We start from the raw sequence: 21524 nt of genomic DNA on the forward strand, positions 1-21524 counted from the left end.
TTTTGTCTCCTTTACCAATATACACTTTTTCTACTTGATCCGGTCGCCACAGAATTCCTGGCGGCCGCATTTTTTGCAATGCGAGCCCATCCATAGCGTATCGAATTGTTCGATGGCAGGTTCAACAAGTGCAGGGTCATTCGTGAGGATTCCCGCCTCAAAGTTACGGCGTAGAGAACTTTTCATGCCGATTCCCGCACCCGTCAAGTTCGCAGACCCAATGTAAGCCGTTTCTAGATCAAAAATCATCATCTTGAAATGCACTCGCGGACACATTACGCGTTCCAAATCCGTCACCAAAATCGGGAAGCGATCAAAGTCCTCACGAAAATTCGGGCCAGGTTCCTTCGCATGAATCAGGCGTACACCCACACCACGTTTTAAAAGTGCGGCCAACTGTCCCAGTAACGGAATCGCCTCGCCATCTTGCTTTACATAAACATCCTTAATGTCGGCAGTTCCAATCCACAAGTTATTGCGGACCTTCGCGATACGCGAAATCACCTCGGAGTAATGCTCCTCGTTCTGGATGTATTTTGTGAAGATGGACATGGCGAAAATATAATACAAAAATCCCCGCCCGAAGGCTGGGACTTTTCAAGAATATTTTAGTAGAGATCCTTCGACTACGAGGCTTTGCCTCTCCGCTCAGGATGACACTACTAGTAAATAAACAACATCTCTCTGTATTTCGGCAGGGGCCACATTTCGTCGGGGACGACCTTTTCGAGGCCATCGACGACTTTGCGGAGCGCAGCCATCGCATCGAGAATGCCTTCGTGCAGACCGTTCAGGCTTTCTTCCATCGTAGCGATGGCGGCACTCAGGTTCTTGACGCCTTCGCCGAGAGACTTCACGTAGGCATCGACGCCGGGGAAGCCCTGGTTGAGAGCCATTTCGTTGGTCTTGAGGGCGCTGGAGTAAGCTTCGACGACCTTCGGCAAGATGATGTTCTTCGCCATGTCACGGCAGACTTCGCCTTCGATGTGAATGCGCTTGTGGAAATCTTCGACGTTGATTTCGTAGCGGGATTCCATTTCGCGGCGATTCATGACGCCATACTTTTCGAACAACTGAATATTTTCTTCCTTGGTGAGAGCCTTGAGGGCTTCCACGGAGGTGCGAATATTCGGAAGGCCACGGCGTTCGGCTTCGGCAACCCATTCATCGGTGTAGCCGTTACCGTTGAAGATGACGCGCTTGTGTTCCTTCACGATCTTCTGCAGGATCTTTTGCAGGCCCGTGTGGAAGTTCTTTTCGTCTAGCTTTTCGAGCTGTTCAGAAATCATGTCGAAGGCTTCGGCGACAATCGTGTTCAGCACCACGTTCGGTTCGGAGCAGCTCTGGCTGGAGCCCGGTGCACGGAATTCGAACTTGTTGCCGGTGAAGGCGAACGGAGAAGTTCTGTTGCGGTCGGTGGCATCGCGCGGGAGGGCCGGGAGCATGTCGGCACCGATGCGGAGTGCGCCAGCTTGCTTAGAGGACTTGGGCACGCCTTGTTCAATCTGTTCGATGACGTCCATGAGCTGGTCGCCGAGGAACATAGAGACAATGGCCGGAGGAGCTTCGTTTGCACCGAGGCGGTGGTCGTTGCCGGCGCCAGCAGTTGTCATGCGGAGCAAGTCAGCATGGGTGTCGACGGCATAAATGATGGCGCAGAGCGTGGTGAGGAACACGGCGTTCTGGTGCGGGTCCTTACCCGGATTGAGCAGGTTGCCCTTACCGTAAGAAACAGACCAGTTGTTGTGTTTGCCAGAACCGTTCACGCCAGCGAAAGGCTTTTCGTGGAGCAAGCAAACGAGGCCATTCTTGTCGGCCACGTTGCGGAGCACTTCCATAATTTGCATGTTGTGGTCGCAAGCGAGGTTCACTTCTTCGAACATCGGGGCGAGTTCGAACTGAGCCGGAGCGACTTCGTTGTGGCGGGTCTTGGCCGGAATGCCGAGCTTCCAAAGTTCAACTTCGACTTCGTTCATGAAGTTCAAAATACGAGCCGGAATACTACCGAAGTAGTGGTCATCCATCTGTTGGTGCTTGGCGGGAGCGGCACCGAACAGCGTGCGGCCAGCTTGGTACAGGTCCGGGCGTTGCAGGTAGAAACGCTTGTCGATCAGGAAGTATTCCTGTTCGGCACCAAGCGTGACAGTCGTCTTCTTGGGACCGGCCTTGAAGCAGGTCATGAGGCGACGGGTAGATTTAGAAAGAGCTTGCAAGCTGCGCAGAAGCGGAGTCTTCTTGTCGAGAGCTTCGCCGGTGTAGCTGCAGAAAGCAGTCGGAATGCAGAGCGTGGCACCGTTGCCGTGACGCTTGAGAAATGCCGGAGAAGTCGGATCCCATGCGGTATAGCCGCGGGCTTCGAAAGTAGAACGCAAACCGCCGCTCGGGAAGGACGATGCGTCCGGTTCGCCAACGATCAAATTCTTGCCGCTGAAGGCCATGATGGCGCGGCAGCCTTCGGGTTCAAGGAAGGAGTCATGCTTTTCAGCAGTAGAACCGGTGAGCGGCTGGAACCAGTGAGTAAAGTGAGTAGCACCGCGGTCCATAGCCCACTTCTTCATGGCGTGGGCGACATCGCCTGCAATGCTCGGGTCGAGGGCAGCGCCTTCGTCGATTGTCGCAAGCAACTTCTCGCAGACATCCTTGGGCAGATATTCGCGCATGGCGTCGGCATTGAACACGTCTTCGCCGTAGAAATCCACATTTACCGGAGCGGCCGGCTTGACAGGCGCGGTCGGTTCCTTCGCGATTTCGTTGATGGTCTTTTTGCGGTAGCTTACGCTCATTTTGAACCTCTTTTTGCCATTTTATGGCCGTTTTTCAATTTATGGAAGGAAATTAGGAATAAAAATGGGGTCTGGCACCCGAATTTTACAGGTTTTGAAACAAAATGTTTTACAATATTGTAAAATTAAGGTATATTATTACATTATTGTAATAACACAAGAGGTTCAGACACGAGAATGCAGATGCTGAACCAAGTTCAGCATGACTTAACGGACAAGGAATGACGACGGAAGCCGAAGAAATAGAGAGACTGAAAGCGGAGATCCGCGAGCTGCGTAATATCATCGACGAGAAGCCGGGCAAAATGGTCGGCAACAGCGGTGAAATGCGCGAGGTCTATAAGCAAATAAAGAAGTGCGCCAAGAACGACGCACAGGTGCTTATCTATGGCAATGACGGCACTGGCAAGGAACTCACCGCCCACACCATCGCAGAACTTTCTGCACGCAAAGAACAGCCCTTTGTCGTCATGGGTTGTGCGAACTTGAGCGAGGGTTTCGGCAACCCGGCGAACACATTCGAAAGCGAACTTTTCGGCTACGAACGCGGCGCATTCATTGGCGCAAACAGCCGCCACTTGGGCAAAGCCGAAGTGGCAAACGGTGGCACGCTCTTTCTGGACGACGTCTCGGCACTCAGCCCGAAGAACCAAGAAATTCTTCTGCGGTTTATGCAGGACCAGAGCTTTTACCGCCAAGGCGGCAACATCCGCCTACATAGCGATGTGCGCCTGATTGCGGCATCCAGCAAGAATCTCGAAAGCCTGATGCAGCAAAAACTTTTCCGCGAAGACTTATTCTACCGCCTGAACATCGTACAAATCTCGCTCCCCGATTTGGCGCAGCGCAAGAGCGACATCTTGCTTTTGGCGGAGCATTTTATTTCGCAAGTGAACCTGAAGTACGGCACGCACGTGGTGCGCCTCTCGACGCCCGCCATCGACATGCTCATGAGTTACCACTGGCCAGGCAATGTGCAAGAGCTTGAAAACTGCATCGAGCGCGCAGCCCTCGCCACCAGCGACGACTGCATTCATTCGCACAACTTGCCGCCCACCTTGCAGACCGATGAATCGGCCCGCAAGCCCATGCTCCCAAATCAAATTGCACCGCTGTCGACGCTCATGGATACCTACGAAAAAGAAATTCTGAGCGAAGCGCTAAAAAGAAACGGCGGCAACATGTCTGCTGCCGCACGCGATTTAAGTATTTCGCCGAGAGTCATGCACTACAAAGTGCATCGGCTGAAGATTAATATATCGGGCTAGAAAAGGAGATCCCGGCTCTTCGGCCGGGAAGACAAGAAAGCGTCGAACCCGCAGTGGGTCAGCGCTCAGGATGACAAGCTACTTCACATTTACCTGGACGGCGTCCTTGCCAACGCGCACCGTGTAGCTACCCGATTTGGGGACTTCTACATGCTGCGAGCCGTTCGAAACAATTCCGCGTTTCACGACGCGACCATCCATATCGAATACCGTAATGCGGTCACCCACCTGAGCTTCTTCGATATTGAACGAGCGGGAATCCAGAACCACGTTAAAGCGGACCGTCTGATTCTTGAAGGTTGCCGTATACACGCCATCTTCAAGCACCCACTTGCTGAACGTATAAGTCACCTTGCCTTCGGTGTAGCCCTTCGGCGTCACGCTACGCAAGGCACGAGCAATAGTCGTGTCAGCGCGGTCTGTGTAAATGACCTTGATCTCACCCTTATCACCATTGGCATCGTAGCGCAGGGTCTTCTGGAACAGCGGATACAAGCTCTTGTTGCCGGAATCTTTTTCGCGCATCGCCTTTACGCGGTCGCCACGGCCCTTCGTCTTTGTATACCAACCATTAAACTTCCAGCTTGTATCCGATGTCATGACCGCATCCGGCAACTTCGTCACTTCGCCATATTTATATCCTGCAAAATTCTCGACCAATTCCGCACCTTCAGGCAGGTGGAAATTAATCTTGAACAACAGATTCCCCGCCTTCACAAAGAGCGGTTCATAAATACCCGTCTGCGTATTCAGAACAAACTTTGCAAATTCATATTCATACAGAGAATCAGCAGCCTTTGTCGGAAGCGGAATGACAGGATCGTGATTAGCAAAAGCATCCTTAATCAACTTCTGCAATTCTTCATCCGTTTTAAACTTGGGATCCTTGATAATAATCGTATCTCGTTCGCCAGAACCATAAGCCACAACGATTTCTTTCTTACGTTCAGACTTTTCAAAAATCGGTTCGTAGACAGCCAACGAATCAGACACCCACTTCAAGGTATAAACATACTTGTCATCAGCATTCTTGCTCGGAAGTTCAATCACAGGTTCATTCGACAGCAAGGCTTCGCTAATCGCGTTGCTCACCAGCGAATCCGATTCAACAGCGCTGAGATCTACCCACAAAGTATCCTTGTCATTGGAACCATAATGAACCTTGACAAGCTTGGACCAATACGGATACAAGATCACATTTGCATCCGTGCCATACTTAGCGCCAAAATCATATTCCTTGGATCCGCCATCAGACAGCGTCCAACCAGCATGCAAGAAACTGACCCTGTAATTTTCGTTGTAGTAAAGATACTTTTCCGACGAAAGCACTAACGAATCACCATGGGGCTTGTAATCAATTTCTACAGAGCCCATACCACGAGAACCCGCCGAGTAAATCACTTCGTACTGCGTCGGAATCCATTTCGCATACAGCGTAAATGAGCCAAAATGCCCCTGCGATATCTGGGTTGCCACATGCGAATAGTCGGGATTGTAGTACCAGCCATCAAACAGGTAACCTACACGTTCCTTCGGATTCTTGAAGACAATCGTTTCATCTTCAATCGTATAGTTCGTGGGATTCGATTCATCGTTTTCACCACCATCCATCTCGTAAGTGATGGTATACGTTTCAAGATTCCACTTTGCATACAGCGTCATGTCTTTCGCAATAGCTGTTTCAAAGTCAAATGCATTCTGACAAGCCGCTTCTGTATACCATCCTCCAAAAGAATAGCCATCGGCCACCGGTTCAAACTTTACCGCCTTGCCATTCTCTTTAATCTGCTGGGAATGTTGATCAGAGCCCTTCCCTTGCATATCAAACGAAACTGTATAAACGGGATCAGTAGACCAAACGGCATAATAGGTCAGGCCTTCTTCGGCAACACCCAGCTGTTTCAAAGGTTCCGTTGCCGTTTTATCTTTCGACCAACCGATCAAGTGATACTCACTGTTAGATACATCGGTATAAGTAGTCAAAGTTGTAACCGCAACGACAGAATCACCAAGTCCAATCTTTTTAGTTTCAACACCCGGATTCACATCGTTATTGTAATCAAACGCCACATCGACTGTTTTTTTCCAAACCGCATACACCGTCCGTTGACCATAAGCCGTATCGAGGAACATCGATGTCACAGGAGCAGTCGCCGCAGGATCCATCGACCATCCCCAGAAAATACTATCACCCGCATAAGTCGGAGACGTGATTTCGGCAGTCGTCACCAATTCGCCAAAGCGCAAATACTTAACCGTTTTCGCACCTTCCGGGAAAGTGCCTCCATTTGCATCGAACTTGATTGTAAAAATGGTTTCGTTCTTGTCGTTTTTCGAAACGCCCTGATTGGTAATGTGATCCCCAGTAGACCACACGCCATCAGCAGAACAAGTAGAAGTCGTTTCGTCCCATTCACCTTCGTTCAAAATGCACGCGATTTGCTCTTCATTAAGGATAGACGCCGAAAAGACGCCATCTGAAGAACCACTTGCAACACCCTGATCCACATCGTTCTCATCGTAATAAGAGTTTTTAACAAGATCCACATTATCTTCATAACGTAAACCAATCACGCCACCGTCATGAGCTGAAGAATCATTGATAAACTTACCGCCATCATAAACGCATGATTCAATTTTGATGTTGTTCTTTGCTTGACCGATGATACCACCAACATAAGCTTGACTACCAGAAATCTGAATCGAAATGATACTCAGGTTGTTCCTAATAATACCAGAGTCCGCATTGCCAACAATGCCACCAACAGCCTGCCCCTTGCCACTGTTGTAGATAATGCCCGATGCGTAACAGCCTTCAACCGTTCCAGACTTCTGCCAAGCAACAATAGTACCCACACTAATTTTATTTTCTTCCCCTGCAAGAATCGAGCCGATATCGGTCGTGGCCTTGATATACACACTATCAAGAACGACATTCTTTACAATACCACCATCCAAGGCCGCAATAAAGGCAATGTTCTGTCCATACTTCTTATCAATTGCAGAAATATGTTCACTGCTAACACTTAGATTCCTGATAACCACATGGTTGCCATCAAATATACCACCGTAGTATTTATCTCCCTTTCCTGCCGCGATAGGAACAAAGGGCTTATGGTTCATATCGATAAAGTTTGCAACCACCTTGGCATTCAGTTTCACATTGGCCGCAGTAGAACGATTCACTGTATCAGAAAACCACGCCAAGTTGGCAGCGGATTCGATCAAGAAATAATCTTTTCCATTAATCTTTTCCGTCTTTGCCGGAGTCTTGGTTACACCATCCCAAACATCCGCCCACGCGGATTGAATTCCCAACAAGAAAACAAGCAGAGCGAGCACTCTAGCAAGAGAAATCTTACTTGTATCCATAGATACCCTCTTCACAGACATCTTTCCGTTCAACAAAAACAAGGAAAATCCATGATATTCCTTCTTGTCCTAAAATTAATTATTTTTTTTTTACAAAGTCCGTTTTTTTTATTATTTTTTTGCAGAATAGCTATTTTTTACTTATTTTATATAACCGAAACCTTTTTATGGAAGCTAAAGCACGATTATGACTATCATTCGCAAAGTTTTAACGTTGTGCAGCGTATTCATGACTATCGGTTTTGCACAAGAATTCGTCGTTACAAGCGACTCTGCCGCAGCGGCAAATTCTAAGCAAGACAGCATCGCTACCGCCGTAACGGATTCTACCGACAAACCCGCCGTTGCAAACAATACTGCCGTTCAAGACACTCGCAAAGCCGCCCCCGTTGCAAAAGACACGGCTGCACCTCAAAAGATGCGCAACAAGATTACCTACGCCGACTATCAAGAGAAAGTCAAGCGTAGCGCCAAGAAACGTTCCAAGACAATGCACCATGGTTTGAGCCTTGTAGGCGCCACCTACAACGACAAAAACTACTGGCACATGGACCACGACGCCAATTGGGGAACAGGTGTAGGTATGTACTACTTCTACAGGCGCTACTTCGGCAACTACCTTGGAATGCAAGGTCGAGTGGGTGCACTGTACCGCTATTCACGTTGGACATTTGACGCCGACGAACAAGAAGGCAAACTTTCAACCGGCGAGAAATACAAGCTCACCCACTCCATCGACCGCAAGTACCACAACATTGCGGCAGACTTGCCTTTGACCGGCAAACTCGGCTACCACATCAAAGGCACAACGACCTTCTTGTATACGGCCTTGACTCTCGGACTGACCAAGCCGATTTACGAATTCGTTGACACCGAGAACAGCCTTTCGTTCAGTACGAAGGACAAGGGACTCAAAGAAGACCTCAACTTGATTAACGAAACAGGCAACAACCCCTTCCCGTTGCACGAAAGTCACCAGACCTACAAGTTCTTCTATATGGACGACTGGGAAACAAACAGCTGGATTGGTCTCGGTATCGAAAGCAGACTCGTTTCGTTTGAAATTCAGATGTTTGCCTTTGGCGGCGCCTCGCAGAATGCGAACCACAGGTTCCATAACATTGGACAAGGCAGCCCGACCTGGCGTATGTTCTTGGACTTTAGCATAAGGTAATCAGGTAATATCATGAATCAGAAAAGCTTTATGTTGAAACTCGTTACGCTTCCGTTGTTTGCCTTAACGGCGCTGCAGTTTACTGCATGCGGTGACAACCCTATTGAAGTCGAAGATAAAAAGCAAGCAGAATTTTCAGTTGACCTCGAAGCCCAAGCCGCAATTGAGCGCTTTGAAACCAAGCGCGAAAACATGGACTACTACACTTGCTACGACAGAGCCAAGCTTTACACACTCAACTACAAAAACCGTTGCGACAACTTTATCAACAAGTACCGTAGCGAAAGTGTAGACACGGTATTGAGCCTCGAGACAATCATCAAGATGGTCAGAGACGAAGACCGATACAATGATAAGGGCACGTTCATCGGAAGCAATGACGATCCGCAAATCAACTATCTGCAAGTTTCAAAAATGCTGAGCATCACGCTCACCAGCTACAAGCAGACTGCCACAAGAATCAGCGACGACGAAAGAATTGGCGACCCCGAAATCCGATTCTTGGTCAAGTCCTACATTGACGCCGAGCCTTCGGAATACGACCCGCTCTCTGCAACTACGCTGGATACAGTCGACGTTCAGGAATGGGAAGGGAAAAAGAAAGTTGCCATTCAGATTCCGCGCGGTATCGACGCCATCGAAATTTGCCCCGTTCTCAGAGACAAGAATTTGCATGACGACTATTACGACGACGAAGACTTGCTGAATGCTTCGCACTGCATTTCGGTTAAGAACCTCGGCTGGGTCAAAGAAAAGAATACCAAGTCGCAGACATCTGTAGGCGACAAGGCTACCATTACTTGGGAATGGTTCCTGTATTCGATTGACTAGGAATTCTGAGCGGCGCGGCGAGCGGCCTCTGCGGCTTCGCGCATGCGCTTGCGGGCTCGCGAGCCGGGACGGTTTTTCCCGACAGTACGATGTTCCAACTGATCTTGCGGTTTATTCTGCGGGCGGTTTTGCTGCGGGCGATTCTTTTCGTTACCGTGCTTAGCCTGATTATTATTTTCCGGTTTCTGTCCGCCCTGACGGTTATCGTGACGGTTGCCGCGGTTGTTGTCGCGATTCTTGCCACCGCGCGGGAATCCACGTCCGCGGGCATTGCGGATTTCGCTTTCGGGCGTTTCCTTTTGCTGAGGCGGGAGCTTTTCGTAAATCGCCTTGTCGCCTTCGGGAATGCTGATTCGAGTCAGCTTTTCAATGGCACGTAAATCTTGTTCTTCGTCAGGGGCGCAGAACGAAATGGCGATACCGTCTTTGCCCGCGCGGGCGGTACGGCCAATGCGGTGCACGAATGTTTCCGGAACATCGGGCAGGTCATAATTGAATACGTGCGATACGTCATCCACATCAATTCCGCGGGCAGCGATATCGGTTGCTACCAATACACGAATCTGTTCGCACTTGAAATCGCCCAAAGCCTGTTGCCTGCGGTTCTGGCTCTTGTTGCCATGAATGGCGGCACACTTGACGCCCGCCTTTTCGAGCACGCGCGTAATCTTGTCGGCGCCGTGCTTGGTGCGGCTAAAGACCAGCACCTTTTTCATTTCGGGGTGAGCGAGCAGCAGTTCCTTGAGGAGCGCGCCCTTACGGCGTTTGTCAATGCGGTAGAGCTCCTGATGTATGCGTTCAATCGGAGTGCTCTGCGGCGCCACCTCCACCCTCACTGGGTTCGGGCGCAGGATTGTCGCGGCAAGCTTCGTAATGTCTTCAGGCATGGTCGCGCTGAAGAACAAATTCTGACGATTCTGCGGCAGCAGCGCCACCACCTTGCGAATGTCATGAATGAATCCCATGTCGAGCATGCGGTCCGCTTCGTCGAGCACAAAGAATTCAAGCGCCTTCAGGGAAACCGCTTTCTGGTTAATCAAATCGAGCAGGCGGCCCGGAGTCGCGACCAAAACATCTACGCCGCGAATCAAGTTACGCTTCTGGCTCACATCGCTCACGCCGCCAAAAATGCAGGCGGTCGAAATAGCCGTAAATTGGGCGTACTGCTTAAAGCATTCTTCTACCTGAATGGCAAGCTCGCGCGTGGGCAAAAGAATCAGTGCACGGCAGGTCTTGGGCGCACGAAATTTACCGGAATCCAGCAGGCGTTGCAATATCGGGAGCGCAAACGCAGCGGTCTTCCCTGTACCCGTCTGAGCAATCCCCAAAAGATCCTTGCCTTCCAACAAGCTCGGAATCGATTTTTCTTGAATCGGAGTGGGTTGTTCATAGCCGACAGCGCGAACGGCACGCTGCAAGGGATTTGCTAGGGGAAGTTCAGAGAAAAGCATATTGGAGCCAAAAATAGAAAAAAGGGATTCCCCTGCCGAGGAACCCCTTCTAATCAAAGAGAGAAAATCAGATTATTAGAGTCTCACCTTCATGGTCTTGCCACCGACCTTCACGATGTACACGCCCTTAGCGCCGGTATAGACCTTCTGCACGGCACCGAGACCGCGAGTGGTACGCACCTGATGGCCGAGGCTATTGAACACGGTGATGTTCATGCCCTGAGCACCACCAACCATGATGTAGTTGTCAGAGGACCTATAAACCGAGATACCGAGGTCATTCTGGGCAGCAATTTCATGGATTGCGGTCGTGTTCGAAGAAGAAGACTTCGGACCCCACGGATTCGTGGCAGAAGAAGAAGAGCTCTTGGCATCGCTAGAAGAAGGTTCTGCACTGCTGGAAGATTCCGGAGACGGACCAGAGCCTTCGCCAGCGATAACGATGTCACCTGCATTCGGGACAGCGTCGAAGTAGACATAGCCACCGTCAATCTTAGATTCAAGCTTGGCACCGGCCTGCGTCACATTGGCCGTAGAGCCGCTGTACTTGACGCGGAGGGAAAGCGGGTAGTCGTAATCGGAAACGTTGTCCTTGATGTTGTGGGTCAGCTTGACCGTGATGCTGCTGCCGCTAGAGGAGGCTTCGGCCTTGGCGGCCTTGCGTTCCTTGATGTACATGGCAACGTGACCCATCGGAGCCACCCAAATGTCCTTGTCATTCTGCTGGGCCCACTTGAGACCGTCTTCAATGGCGCTGAGCGGCGTGGGCGAGTAGGTGGCGGATCCGTTGTTCTTGTTCTCGAAACCGTGGGTGAGGAATGCAATCCAACCACCCTGCTGTACGGCCTTCTGCATGTTGCCCTTGAAGTCGTTCGTGCCGGTGGAACCAGTCATGATGGCGGATGCCATTGTCCAGTCGCTAGGACCGTCCTTGCCCATCATGTCGGGCTGGCTCTGCCAGGAACCGTTGCAGATACGGCCAATGACGTAGTTCTGCTGCACGGCGCTCTTGTTCGGGACGTTGCAGTTCGGATAGGCGACCGTGATGATGCCGTACTTCTGCTGGATTTTGTTTGCGATAGACTGCTTCGAAGAAGCTTCTTCACCACTCATGTTCTGGCCGTGGGTGTTGCTGTGGCTTGCAATTTCGTGACCGTTCTTGGCCATGTTGCCGAAACCGCTCCAGTCGGGGTTCCAGTTCACCACCACGTTGAAGGTTCCCTTGTAGCCGTACTTGTCGAACAACGGGCCACCATCGCTCACATGGCTCGGTGCACCATCATCGAACGTGAAAGACGCTGCGCCCTTGCGGAAGCCTGCCCAAGTGGCAATTTCAGCATCCTGAGCAAAAACCATGGAAGAACCCATGGCAATCAGCGCAGCAATAGAAATCTTTTTGTAATTCATACACTCACACCCTTTTTAGTGATTGATTTTAATGTTTTACCCCATTATAATATATATATGGGCTAAGACATTCGCAATAATCGCGCGAGAGTATCCGTTGTTAGCAAAAACAACAAATGTAAACGTTCGGAAACGTTTTTTAGGCGATTTTTTGGAAGAAATCCATCAGCAGGTAGAGGGCTGGGGCTGCGAGGTAGAAGGAATCGCAGCGGTCAAGCACGCCACCGTGGCCGACAAACAGGTTGCCGGAATCCTTGGTACCGCTCCAGCGCTTAAGGGCAGACATCAACAGATCGCCCACCTGGCCAGCAACAGTCACCAAGACGCCAAGGCCAATGGCCTTTGCAAGGTCAATTTCCACATTGAAGCATGCGAGAGCGGCACTGCACTTGGCCCAGTAAGCCACCCATGCAACAGTCGCAATAGAACCGGCAATAGAACCTTCCCAGGTCTTTTTCGGGCTAATGCTCGGCGCAAACGGATGGCGACCGAAGGGTCCCTTGCCTGCCGCAAACTTACCGAAGAAATAGGCCACCGTATCGCAAAGCCACACGCCCGTCATTACAAGAATAAACGGATAGCAGTGTTCAAAGCCCTGGCCATTACCCATCATGAGAACGTTCATGCCACCCCAGAGACCCACATAAAGCGGAGCTGCGAGTTGCATTACGAGCCACGGGAACAAGTGGTCAATTTCAACCTTGGCGTAAGCGACACCAATGTAGATTGCAAAAATCAAAAGGAATGTCATGCCCACCACATACGGTACGGCAGGCATACCAAAATAGCCACCCTTCGAAAGAGCCCAAGCCAAAGTCAGGGCCAAAGAAGAGGCAAAAGAAAGATAACGAGTATCGGGGCCCTTGTACATTTTGCTAGCCATGCCAGCCCATTCCCAAGCACCGACACCAGCCATGAAGCACATCAGGCCAATACGGCTATAATCGCTGAACCACAGCAAAAAGAAAACAATAGGAATCGCGATAAAGGCCGTGATCAAACGCTGTGCGAGATTACTCATGCAACACCTTTCCAAAACGTCTTTCTCGAGTATTAAAGAACTCGACAGCCTTCATGAATTCTTCCTTGGTAAAGTCGGGCCACAGCGTATCCGTCACGTAGAACTCACTATAGGCAGCCTGCCAAAGCAGATAATTCGAAAGCCTGAACTCGCCCCCGGTACGAATCACGAGATCCGGATCGGGAGCTCCTTTTAAATACAAATTCTTAGCGAAGAGCGTCTCGTCGATATCTTCGACCTTGAGAGCGCCCGATGCGACTTGGGCGGCAATAGAGCGGGTTGCTTCGACAATTTCTTGCCTGCCACCGTAAGAGATGGCAAGGTTCAACTGCATACCCGTGTTGTTCGCAGTCTTGTCGATGGCGGACTGCAAGCTTGCGCGGGGCTTTTCAGGCAAACGGTTCATGTTTCCAATTACCGTAAGCTTTACATTTTTCTCCATAAGGTCAGGGATTTCCTTAACCACCATTTCAATCAGGAGGTTCATCAGGTAATCCACTTCCTTAGAAGGTCTGCCCCAGTTTTCAGAACTGAACACATACAACGTCATGTGTTCAAGCTTGAGGTTCACGCCCACTTCGACGGCATCAATCGTCGCCTGGGTTCCCTTGCGGTGGCCCAGAAAACGTTCGAGACCGCGGCTACGAGCCCAACGCCCGTTGCCATCCATAATTATCGCTACATGTCTAAGCTGATTTGCCACGCAAACCCCGGACTACACCTTGAGGATGTCAGCTTCCTTTTCGGCGAGAAGACTGTCAATCTTGGCGATAGCCTTGTCGGTAGCCTTCTGGATTTCGTCCTGCTGCTTCTTGACTTCGTCTTCGGGCAGGTCCTTGTTCTTCTTGAGGGAATCGTTAGCATCGCGACGGATGTTACGGATTGCCACGCGACCTTCTTCGGCGTGCTTGCGAGCAATCTTTGCAAGTTCCTGACGGCGTTCCGTGGTAAGAATCGGGAGCGACACGCGGATGCAGTTGCCGTCCTTCATCGGGGTAAGGCCGATGTTTGCGGCAAGGATAGCCTTTTCAATCGGGTCGACCATGGTCTTTTCCCACGGGGACACAAGCAGCATGCGCGGTTCGGGCACAGAAACCTTAGCCACCTGGGAAATCGGAGTCGGCGTACCGTAGTAGTCGATACGCACGTCGTTCAAGATGGCGGGGCTAGCCTGGCCAGCACGGATCTTGGAAAATTCACGTTCGGTGGCCTCGATGGCCTTGTCCATTTTTTCGGTATATTCTGCCATAGTTCTTTGCGTGTTAATAGTTTTTAGTTATCAGTTACTAGCTGCGAAATATAGATAATTGAAATTACAGACGTAAAAAAAAGAGCATTTTTATAAGATAAAATTCTAAATTTGGCGTTATGCCTACCAAAAAGCCCAAAGTTTTCGTTGTCCATTTAGGATGCGCCAAGAACCAGGTCGATGCAGAAAACCTGGTCGGAGAAATGTTACACGCCGGTTTTACCACCTGCGACACCGCTGCCAAGGCAGACTACATCCTGGTGAACACCTGCGGTTTTATCGAAGCCGCCAAAGAAGAATCCATCAACGCAATTCTCGCACAAATTAACGGCAAGAAGCCCAAGCAGAAACTGATTGTCTCCGGCTGCCTTTCGGGCCGCTACGGCGACGAGTTGGTGAAGGAACTGCCCGAAGTCGATTACTGGGTAGGCACGTACAAACCGGGCGAACTTTTGAAGAAGATGGGCATTGTTGCCCCGCAAACTTGCGATGCAGAAAACTTGCCGCGCATGAACTTGGGCGGATTCAAGCACCACGCCTACTTAAAGATTGCCGAAGGCTGCAACCGCCGTTGCGCCTATTGCGCGATTCCCTTGATTCGTGGCAAACAAGTTTCTCGCAGCATCGAAGACATTGTTGCCGAAGCCAAGGAACTTGAAGCACAGGGCGTCCAGGAAATCACGCTGATCGCCCAGGACACGACTTACTTCGGTCGCGAAAAGGGCAAGAAGGGCGGCACGCTCGCCCAGCTTTTGAAGGCGATTCTAGACAACACGAACATTCCGTGGATTCGCACGCTTTACTGGTACCCGATGTTTGTAGATGACGAACTTTTGGACCTGATGGCAAACGAGCCGCGCCTTGTGAAATACGTGGACATGCCGATTCAGCACGCCAGCGACAATGTGCTTAAGAACATGAAGCGCAACTACCGCAAGAAAGAACTTGTGGACATTTTGCACAAGATTCGCGAGCGCATTCCGGGCGTTACGCTGCGCACCACGGTGCTTGTCGGATTCCCCGGCGAAACGCACGAAGACTTTGAAGAACTGATGGAACTCTTGGACGACATTCAGTTCGATCACTTGGGCGGATTCGTGTTCAGCCCCGAAGAAGGCACGCCCGTAATGGAAATGGACTTGCCCGCTGTCGATGAAAGCGAAGCCCGCGCAAGGCTCGATGCCGTGAACGATTTGCAAGAAGAACTCGATGCCGAACACGCCGAGGCGATGATTGGAAAGACCGTTCGCATTATCATCGACCAAGTTGCCGAAGAAAGCGAATACCACTTCTACGGACGCACCGAAGGCAACTCCATGGAAAACGATGATATCGTGAAAGTGCTCGAAGGCGATGCCGACGTGGGCGAATTCCACGACGCGCTCGTGGTAGACGCCGAGCCGCATGAATTGATAGTTAAGTTGGTTTAATTTACTATCTTTGATTCGCTCGCCCTTGTAGCTCAGTTGGATAGAGTGTCAGCCTCCGAAGTTGAAGGTCATGCGTTCGAATCGCATCAAGGGTATAAAAAAAGCTCCCCGCAGGGAGCTTTTTTCAATGCCAATGTAAGTCTTAGCGACCGGCAACGCCAGAGCGGGCTCTAGCCTTTTCACGTTCACGACGGCGCTTTTCGGTGTCATCCGGGAAGAGTTCCGGCAGAGCGTAACCGATAGCGATACCGAACACGATACCCGTCTTGCTCATGCCCTTCGGGTCCACAACGCGGGAGCCCCATTCGCCATCACTCCAGTCGTAGTTGACAGAGCCTGCGTTATCCACCACTTCGATTTCAAGCTTGCGGAAACTCGGGTTGTCGGTAGTTTCATCACCCGTACGGTTCGTTGCATCCCAACGTTCCGGGGTCTTGGCCAGTTTCGGAGCATAGTACATACCGATAGAGAATTGCAAGTAGTACCATTCATTGGTCAAGTAAGTGATAAGAGCGTCAAACTGGAAACCGTCCACCTTGATCAAGGCACGAACGCCATCCTTATCCGGAATAATATCGTGGTCGAAATAGACTGTACCGTAAGAAACAGACACACCTAAATGGAGCGGGTTCTTGGGGAACAGGTAGTAGTTAACGCCCACCTTGTAGCCATAGCCGCCTTCAAGTTTCCATTCATCGAAGTCATTGTCAGTACCACCAGGCAAGAAGCCGAAGGAACCATACAAAGACGCATGGAACGGCAAAATGTATTCCATACCGGCACCGAAACCCATGCCCATACCGGTTTCACCCATAATCGGGTAACGGGAACCCATACCAATCTGGAAAATCAAGCGGTTGCGCAGCCAGTCACGACGACGTTCAGAGTTTGCGTATTCGTCTTGACGCTGTTCTTCTTCAAACTTCTTGCGTTCGGCCATTTCACGGCGCTGGGCAGAGTTAATACCAACGTCATAGACTTCTTCCTCTTCTTCGTCTTCGGCTGTAGCCATCTTAGCACGCGGAGCAGCATCACCGTCTTCTTGAGCAGAGGCAGGGGCAGTAACGAAGCCTTCGTCGTCCTCGTCAAAGTCGTCTTGTGCCCAAGACATGAAGGCGGTCAAGCATAAAGACAAAAGTACTTTCTTAAACATGAAAAAGCCTCAGATTATATAATCGCATTTGCGAATATAACTTTTAAGTGCGCAAATCGCACAAAACTTAATGTAAAAAAAGCAAAAAACACGCTTTTCGAAGGTTTTTTGGGCATTATTTGGCCTCAAGCAATTTTGCCTTGATTGAGCCAAGCGCAATTTCGCACTCCATAAGCACCGGAATGCGGCGTTCATCATCGGTCAACCAGATGAAAATGCGGCCTTTGGACACGAAAATGCCATCGCCATCGAGAACGGGTTCCACTTTAATGCAGGGAACTTCGCCAAATATGCTCTTGATCTTTTCGCGACCATGCACAATGACCTTAAGTTCGTACCTTTTTTTGCCGCTCACCGCCGAGAAACGAGAAGTTTCGCCCACTTTGAGCGGAAGTGTACGCACCAGGTAAAACGCCGACATAATGCTGTGTTCTGCACCCTGGATAGCGACCGCCGTATCGGCAGAGCGTTTGACCTTGCGAGTGCGCATATCGGTGAACACCGTGTCCGAGAGCCAGGCCTTTTCGCCCTTGCGGTCAAAGCGAATCACGGAGGTATTGTGGAACGTACCCTCATGCAAACGCTTGCGGAACACTTCGGTCATCAAGCCCTTGTTGCGCACGCGGGTGTAGACCGTATCGTTTACCGGATAAATCTTGTTGATGGTTTTGTTGCCGGTTGCAAACGTCAAGAATTCAGTCTTGCCGTCTAAAGTCGGTCGAACTTCGAGCGTCGCAGAACCAGCCGTAATAATGCCCCAACCAAGGCTGAAGGTCAGCCTTTCTCCCTTCATCCAAGGGGCTTGGACTTCCGGCAGGTTCGGTTCGCCCGCGAAACACACAGCAACAAAGACCGCCACAAGTGCGGCGATCTTGAAGCTGAACTTTGTACTATTCCTAACCACTCTCAATTAGCCTTCGATGTCTCCGAGGCCCTTGCGATAAGCGACGAGCTTTTCGCGAACGCCTGCGTCAGAGAGGGCGACGATGTGGGCGGCGAGGTAACCGGCATTCTTGCCGTTGCCAATGCCGACCGTTGCCACCGGGATTCCCGGGGGCATCTGCACGATAGAGTGCAGGGCATCGACGCCGTTGAGCGGGCCGCCGGCGCAGGGCAGGCCAATGACCGGAAGAATCGTGTGCCCTGCGAGCACGCCCGGGAGGGCTGCAGCGAGGCCAGCAACACCGATGAGGACCTGGAGGCCTCGCCCGGCGGCTTCGCGAGCATACTTCGCGGTGGCGTTCGGGGTGCGGTGTGCAGAGAGGATGTTGTATTCCCACACGATGCCGAAGCTGTCGAGCACGGCGGTGATTTTATCTACAGTTTCCTGGTCGGACTTGCTACCCGCAACGATACCGACCTTTGCATTCGGAACTTCATTAATCTGCATTTTAAGTTTCCTTATTTTGCGAGTCTTGCAAGGCCCTTCTTACCAATGTCCTTGCGGTAGAACTTGCCTTCAAACTGAACCTTTTCGCAAGCGTCGTAAGCGATGTTCAAAGCTTCCTGGAGCGTTGCACCGTGACCGACCACGCCAAACACGCGACCACCATTAGTCACCAGCTTGCCGTCAGCCATCTTGGTACCGGCATGGAGCACCTGGGCGCCGTTCTTTTCGGCTTCTTCGATACCCGTCACAACCTTGCCCTTTTCGTAGGAGCCCGGATAACCAGCGCTGGCAAGCACGACGATAGCGGAGCTGCCCTTCGGAGCCTTCGGGGCACCGAGCTTAGCGAGTTCACCCTTTTCGGCGGCGTCGAACAAGGCGAGTACGTCGCCGTCATAAAGCGGCAGCACAATCTGGCATTCGGGGTCACCGAGGCGGCAGTTGTATTCCACGACCTTCGGGCCCTTCGCAGTCACCATGATGCCCACGTAGAGCACGCCCGTGTAGGGCTTGCCTTCGGCGGCCATGCCCTTGAGGGTCGGTTCGATAATCGTCTTTTTCACTTCGTCGAGGAGAGCGTCGGTCACCACCGGAGCCGGGCTGTAAGCGCCCATGCCACCCGTGTTCGGGCCCTTGTCGTCGTCAAAGACGCGCTTGTGGTCCTGGGCAGAAGAGAGAATCACGTAGTCCTTGCCATCGCAAACCACGAAGATGGAGGCTTCTTCGCCGTCCATGAATTCTTCAATCACGACCGTCTTGCCAGATTCGCCAAAGACAGCCTTGTCGCCGAGCATTTCTTCGACAGCGTCGTTTGCTTCCTTGTCGGTCATGCAGACGATAGCGCCCTTGCCTGCCGCGAGGCCCGACGCCTTCACCACGATCGGAGCCGGGTGTTCGGCGAGGAATTTCTTGGCAGAGGCGAGATCGGTGAAGGTCTCGAAGGCTGCCGTCGGCACGCCGTACTTCTTCATGATATCCTTGCTGAAAGCCTTGGAGCCTTCGAGCGCGGCAGCAGCCGCAGTCGGGCCGAAAGCGCGCAGCCCGCGACGGCGGAATTCATCCACCACGCCAGCGACGAGCGGGATTTCGGGACCGATAATCGCGAGGTCAATCTTTTCGGCTACGGCGAAATCGGCAATAGCCTTCGGGTCGGCCACATCCACCGGCACGCACTTGCCGAGGTTTGCCATGCCCGGGTTGCCCGGAGCGCACACGAGAGTGTCGCACAGCGGCGACTTCTTGACTGCAAGAGCGATGGCATGTTCGCGACCACCGCTACCAACGACGAGAATATTCATAAGCGAGTCCTTATCTTTGTACGGGGTACAATTTAGAAAAATAGGAAATCCATTAAAAGCCAAATCGGCTTTCAAAACCCCAATAGAACCCCTTAGGGTCCATACCATTTATAAAATAGTGAATATTCATTGATGAACCATTCCTTTCCTTGAAATCAAGAGTCAAGATATTGCGAGCTTTATCAGACCAATACTGATAACCAAATAAAACATTATTATCCCACAGGAAATTCAACAAATTCCACACAAAACCTAATGAAGCAGATGACGAAAAACCGACATCAAAACTTGAACTTTTACTTTCGTCGCCACCATAACTTTTGTCGTTTGCATATTTAAAGACAGGAGCCCCAATAGCTTGTATATATGGCGAAAAGCTATTTATGGGAACATTTCTGTGTTTTACCCTTGGTTCTGAATAATTCGGCATGACTAAACGTCCTAAATAGTAACGATAACCCACTCCTAAACTTGTTACGCTTCTGAAGCCTTCCCAATCTTTTTCCCCTTGATTATCTTGAATATCGCAGAAGCGCATAAAAGTAGTCAGATTGAATATCAATGAACCATTGTAAGAATTTTCTTTTTCAAGAGTAAAATCGAATAAAAAAGCCCCAAAAGCAGGCAATATCAAAATATCACTTATTGTCAAATTGCTTATATAGAAGTTTGTCCTCGGCGCAATAGTGTCCGTGCTATACACATAACGTTTATAACGTTTCTTTAACGTTTCGCTCAAATCTGTCGAAGTGGAATCCTTTTGTGCAAAGGACAAGGCAAAACCAAACGTTAGAATTATGAGAATCAACTTCTTCATACTAAGAACATTACTTTGCACATTTTCATCAAAATGCCCAGTACATGCCCAGGGCCCCTAAAGCAGTTATACCTAAGCCACCACCAAGCATCGCGCCTCCTTTATCACCCCCGTCCTTGAGTTCCGCAGCCCCCATCACACCCCAAGAAAAACCGAAAACAACAAGCATAGCCGAAATCACGCCTACAACGGGCTTGAACACACTAAGATCAGCCTCCGATCTCTCGTTATAGTCAAAATCACTGGAGGTCATAGTACCTTCGTATTCCTGCATTGACAAAACCAACGGAGAATTCAGCGACACTGCAAAAGAACTCGTTGTCACCAGCGAAAGAGTCAAAAGGAACACTGCTAAAAATTTCATTTATTAGAACCTTCGTGAGTGCTTGCAATACTCTTCGTATTCTTCGCCGAAGTCGCGGCGGAGGCGTTTTTCTTCGCTTAGCACCTGCACCATCATGATGGCAAAGAAGGCGACAAACACGACGCACGATTGCCATGTCCACAACCACACGGCGACACCCACGAGATAAACGAGGGTTCCTGTAAGCATCGGGTTGCGGTTAATCTTGTACGGACCTTCAATCATCAGATGCTGCGTACGCGGGGCAACCTCATGGCCGAAAGCATCCATCGGGTTTCCTTTGCCACGATTGCGCATGTAGACGATAGTCCAGACGCTCAGCACAAGGCCTGCAAGCATCACGATGGGAGCCACAATATAACGCCATGTATCAACCGGCCAAAGCGCGGGCATACCGGATGCAAGCCACATAATTGTCGGAATTAGGGCGACAAAAAGAACGCCGCCCAGCAAGTAACCAAAGAAATCTCTTACACGTTTCATATTCATCCTCCTTTTTTGATATAACATAATTTAAAA

19 protein-coding genes and 1 tRNA gene are annotated in these 21524 nt (G+C 50.6%); 5 read left to right on the plus strand and 15 right to left on the minus strand.

Features of this window, described 5'->3' with window-relative positions:
* Positions 1-30: 30 nt before the first annotated feature.
* Both QOL41_RS02795 and QOL41_RS02800 read right to left on the minus strand, forming a co-directional pair.
* A complete protein-coding gene (locus tag QOL41_RS02795) occupies positions 31-552 on the minus strand; it encodes a phospholipase D-like domain-containing protein (protein WP_283428564.1) in 522 nt (173 codons plus the stop codon).
* 110 nt (positions 553-662) lie between these two features.
* Positions 663-2783, minus strand: a complete 2121-nt coding sequence (locus QOL41_RS02800) for a glutamine synthetase III family protein (RefSeq protein ID WP_283428565.1) — start codon at positions 2781-2783, stop codon at positions 663-665.
* Positions 2784-3004: 221 nt separating this feature from the next.
* Here QOL41_RS02800 and QOL41_RS02805 point away from each other — a divergent pair, with 221 nt between their 5' ends.
* Positions 3005-4051 carry a sigma-54 interaction domain-containing protein gene (locus tag QOL41_RS02805; protein WP_283428566.1) on the plus strand — a complete coding sequence of 349 codons (1047 nt, stop codon included), beginning with the start codon at positions 3005-3007 and terminating at the stop codon, positions 4049-4051.
* Between the two features lie 78 nt (positions 4052-4129).
* On the opposite strand, the gene QOL41_RS02810 is transcribed toward QOL41_RS02805, so the two are convergent.
* Positions 4130-7423 (minus strand): InlB B-repeat-containing protein, encoded by a 3294-nt coding sequence (locus tag QOL41_RS02810; protein WP_283428567.1) that lies wholly within the window; start codon positions 7421-7423, stop codon positions 4130-4132.
* 187 nt (positions 7424-7610) lie between these two features.
* Here QOL41_RS02810 and QOL41_RS02815 point away from each other — a divergent pair, with 187 nt between their 5' ends.
* Together QOL41_RS02815 and QOL41_RS02820 are read left to right on the plus strand one after the other, a co-directional pair.
* Entirely contained in the window at positions 7611-8597 is a 987-nt protein-coding gene (locus QOL41_RS02815) for a hypothetical protein (protein WP_283428568.1), read from the plus strand.
* A 30-nt stretch (positions 8598-8627) separates the two neighbouring features.
* A complete protein-coding gene (locus QOL41_RS02820; RefSeq protein WP_173653933.1) occupies positions 8628-9428 on the plus strand; it encodes a hypothetical protein in 801 nt (266 codons plus the stop codon).
* Here the strand turns inward: QOL41_RS02820 and QOL41_RS02825 are convergent.
* From QOL41_RS02825 to frr, 5 genes are all read right to left on the minus strand, one after another.
* The gene (locus tag QOL41_RS02825) at positions 9425-10879 is read right to left on the minus strand and encodes a DEAD/DEAH box helicase (protein ID WP_283428569.1); all 1455 of its coding nucleotides are present in this window, start codon (positions 10877-10879) and stop codon (positions 9425-9427) included. The genes QOL41_RS02820 and QOL41_RS02825 overlap by 4 nt on opposite strands.
* A 75-nt stretch (positions 10880-10954) precedes the next feature.
* Entirely contained in the window at positions 10955-12286 is a 1332-nt protein-coding gene (locus QOL41_RS02830) for a polysaccharide deacetylase family protein (RefSeq protein WP_283428570.1), read from the minus strand.
* Positions 12287-12425: 139 nt separating this feature from the next.
* Positions 12426-13307: a phosphatidate cytidylyltransferase gene (locus QOL41_RS02835; protein WP_283428571.1), complete on the minus strand. Its 882-nt coding sequence runs from the start codon at positions 13305-13307 to the stop codon at positions 12426-12428.
* Positions 13300-14010 (minus strand): undecaprenyl pyrophosphate synthase, encoded by a 711-nt coding sequence (gene uppS / locus QOL41_RS02840; protein ID WP_173653930.1) that lies wholly within the window; start codon positions 14008-14010, stop codon positions 13300-13302. The genes QOL41_RS02835 and uppS overlap by 8 nt, the downstream gene beginning before the upstream one ends.
* A gap of 12 nt (positions 14011-14022) precedes the next feature.
* Positions 14023-14556 (minus strand): ribosome recycling factor, encoded by a 534-nt coding sequence (gene frr, locus QOL41_RS02845; protein WP_173653929.1) that lies wholly within the window; start codon positions 14554-14556, stop codon positions 14023-14025.
* Between the two features lie 119 nt (positions 14557-14675).
* Here frr and rimO point away from each other — a divergent pair, with 119 nt between their 5' ends.
* Positions 14676-15986: a 30S ribosomal protein S12 methylthiotransferase RimO gene (gene rimO / locus QOL41_RS02850; RefSeq protein WP_283428572.1), complete on the plus strand. Its 1311-nt coding sequence runs from the start codon at positions 14676-14678 to the stop codon at positions 15984-15986.
* Between the two features lie 21 nt (positions 15987-16007).
* A tRNA-Arg gene (locus QOL41_RS02855) sits at positions 16008-16081 on the plus strand.
* A 47-nt stretch (positions 16082-16128) separates the two neighbouring features.
* On the opposite strand, the gene QOL41_RS02860 is transcribed toward QOL41_RS02855, so the two are convergent.
* The 7 genes from QOL41_RS02860 to QOL41_RS02890 all read right to left on the minus strand — a co-directional run bounded on the left by QOL41_RS02860 (position 16129) and on the right by QOL41_RS02890 (position 21488).
* Positions 16129-17139: an autotransporter outer membrane beta-barrel domain-containing protein gene (locus QOL41_RS02860; protein WP_173653927.1), complete on the minus strand. Its 1011-nt coding sequence runs from the start codon at positions 17137-17139 to the stop codon at positions 16129-16131.
* 115 nt (positions 17140-17254) lie between these two features.
* Positions 17255-18043: a DUF3108 domain-containing protein gene (locus tag QOL41_RS02865; RefSeq protein WP_283428573.1), complete on the minus strand. Its 789-nt coding sequence runs from the start codon at positions 18041-18043 to the stop codon at positions 17255-17257.
* 6 nt (positions 18044-18049) lie between these two features.
* Positions 18050-18529 carry a 5-(carboxyamino)imidazole ribonucleotide mutase gene (gene purE / locus QOL41_RS02870; protein WP_283428574.1) on the minus strand — a complete coding sequence of 160 codons (480 nt, stop codon included), beginning with the start codon at positions 18527-18529 and terminating at the stop codon, positions 18050-18052.
* Between the two features lie 11 nt (positions 18530-18540).
* Positions 18541-19824, minus strand: a complete 1284-nt coding sequence (purD, locus tag QOL41_RS02875) for a phosphoribosylamine--glycine ligase (protein WP_283428575.1) — start codon at positions 19822-19824, stop codon at positions 18541-18543.
* Positions 19825-19876: 52 nt separating this feature from the next.
* Positions 19877-20641, minus strand: coding sequence for a hypothetical protein (locus tag QOL41_RS02880; RefSeq protein ID WP_283428576.1), 765 nt, complete (start codon positions 20639-20641; stop codon positions 19877-19879).
* 28 nt (positions 20642-20669) lie between these two features.
* Entirely contained in the window at positions 20670-21005 is a 336-nt protein-coding gene (locus QOL41_RS02885; protein WP_283428577.1) for a hypothetical protein, read from the minus strand.
* Positions 21006-21008: 3 nt separating this feature from the next.
* Entirely contained in the window at positions 21009-21488 is a 480-nt protein-coding gene (locus QOL41_RS02890) for a methyltransferase family protein (protein ID WP_283428578.1), read from the minus strand.
* Positions 21489-21524 lie beyond the last annotated feature (36 nt).

The organism is Fibrobacter sp. UWB10 (genome assembly GCF_900182935.1).
Lineage (GTDB): Bacteria > Fibrobacterota > Fibrobacteria > Fibrobacterales > Fibrobacteraceae > Fibrobacter > Fibrobacter succinogenes_O.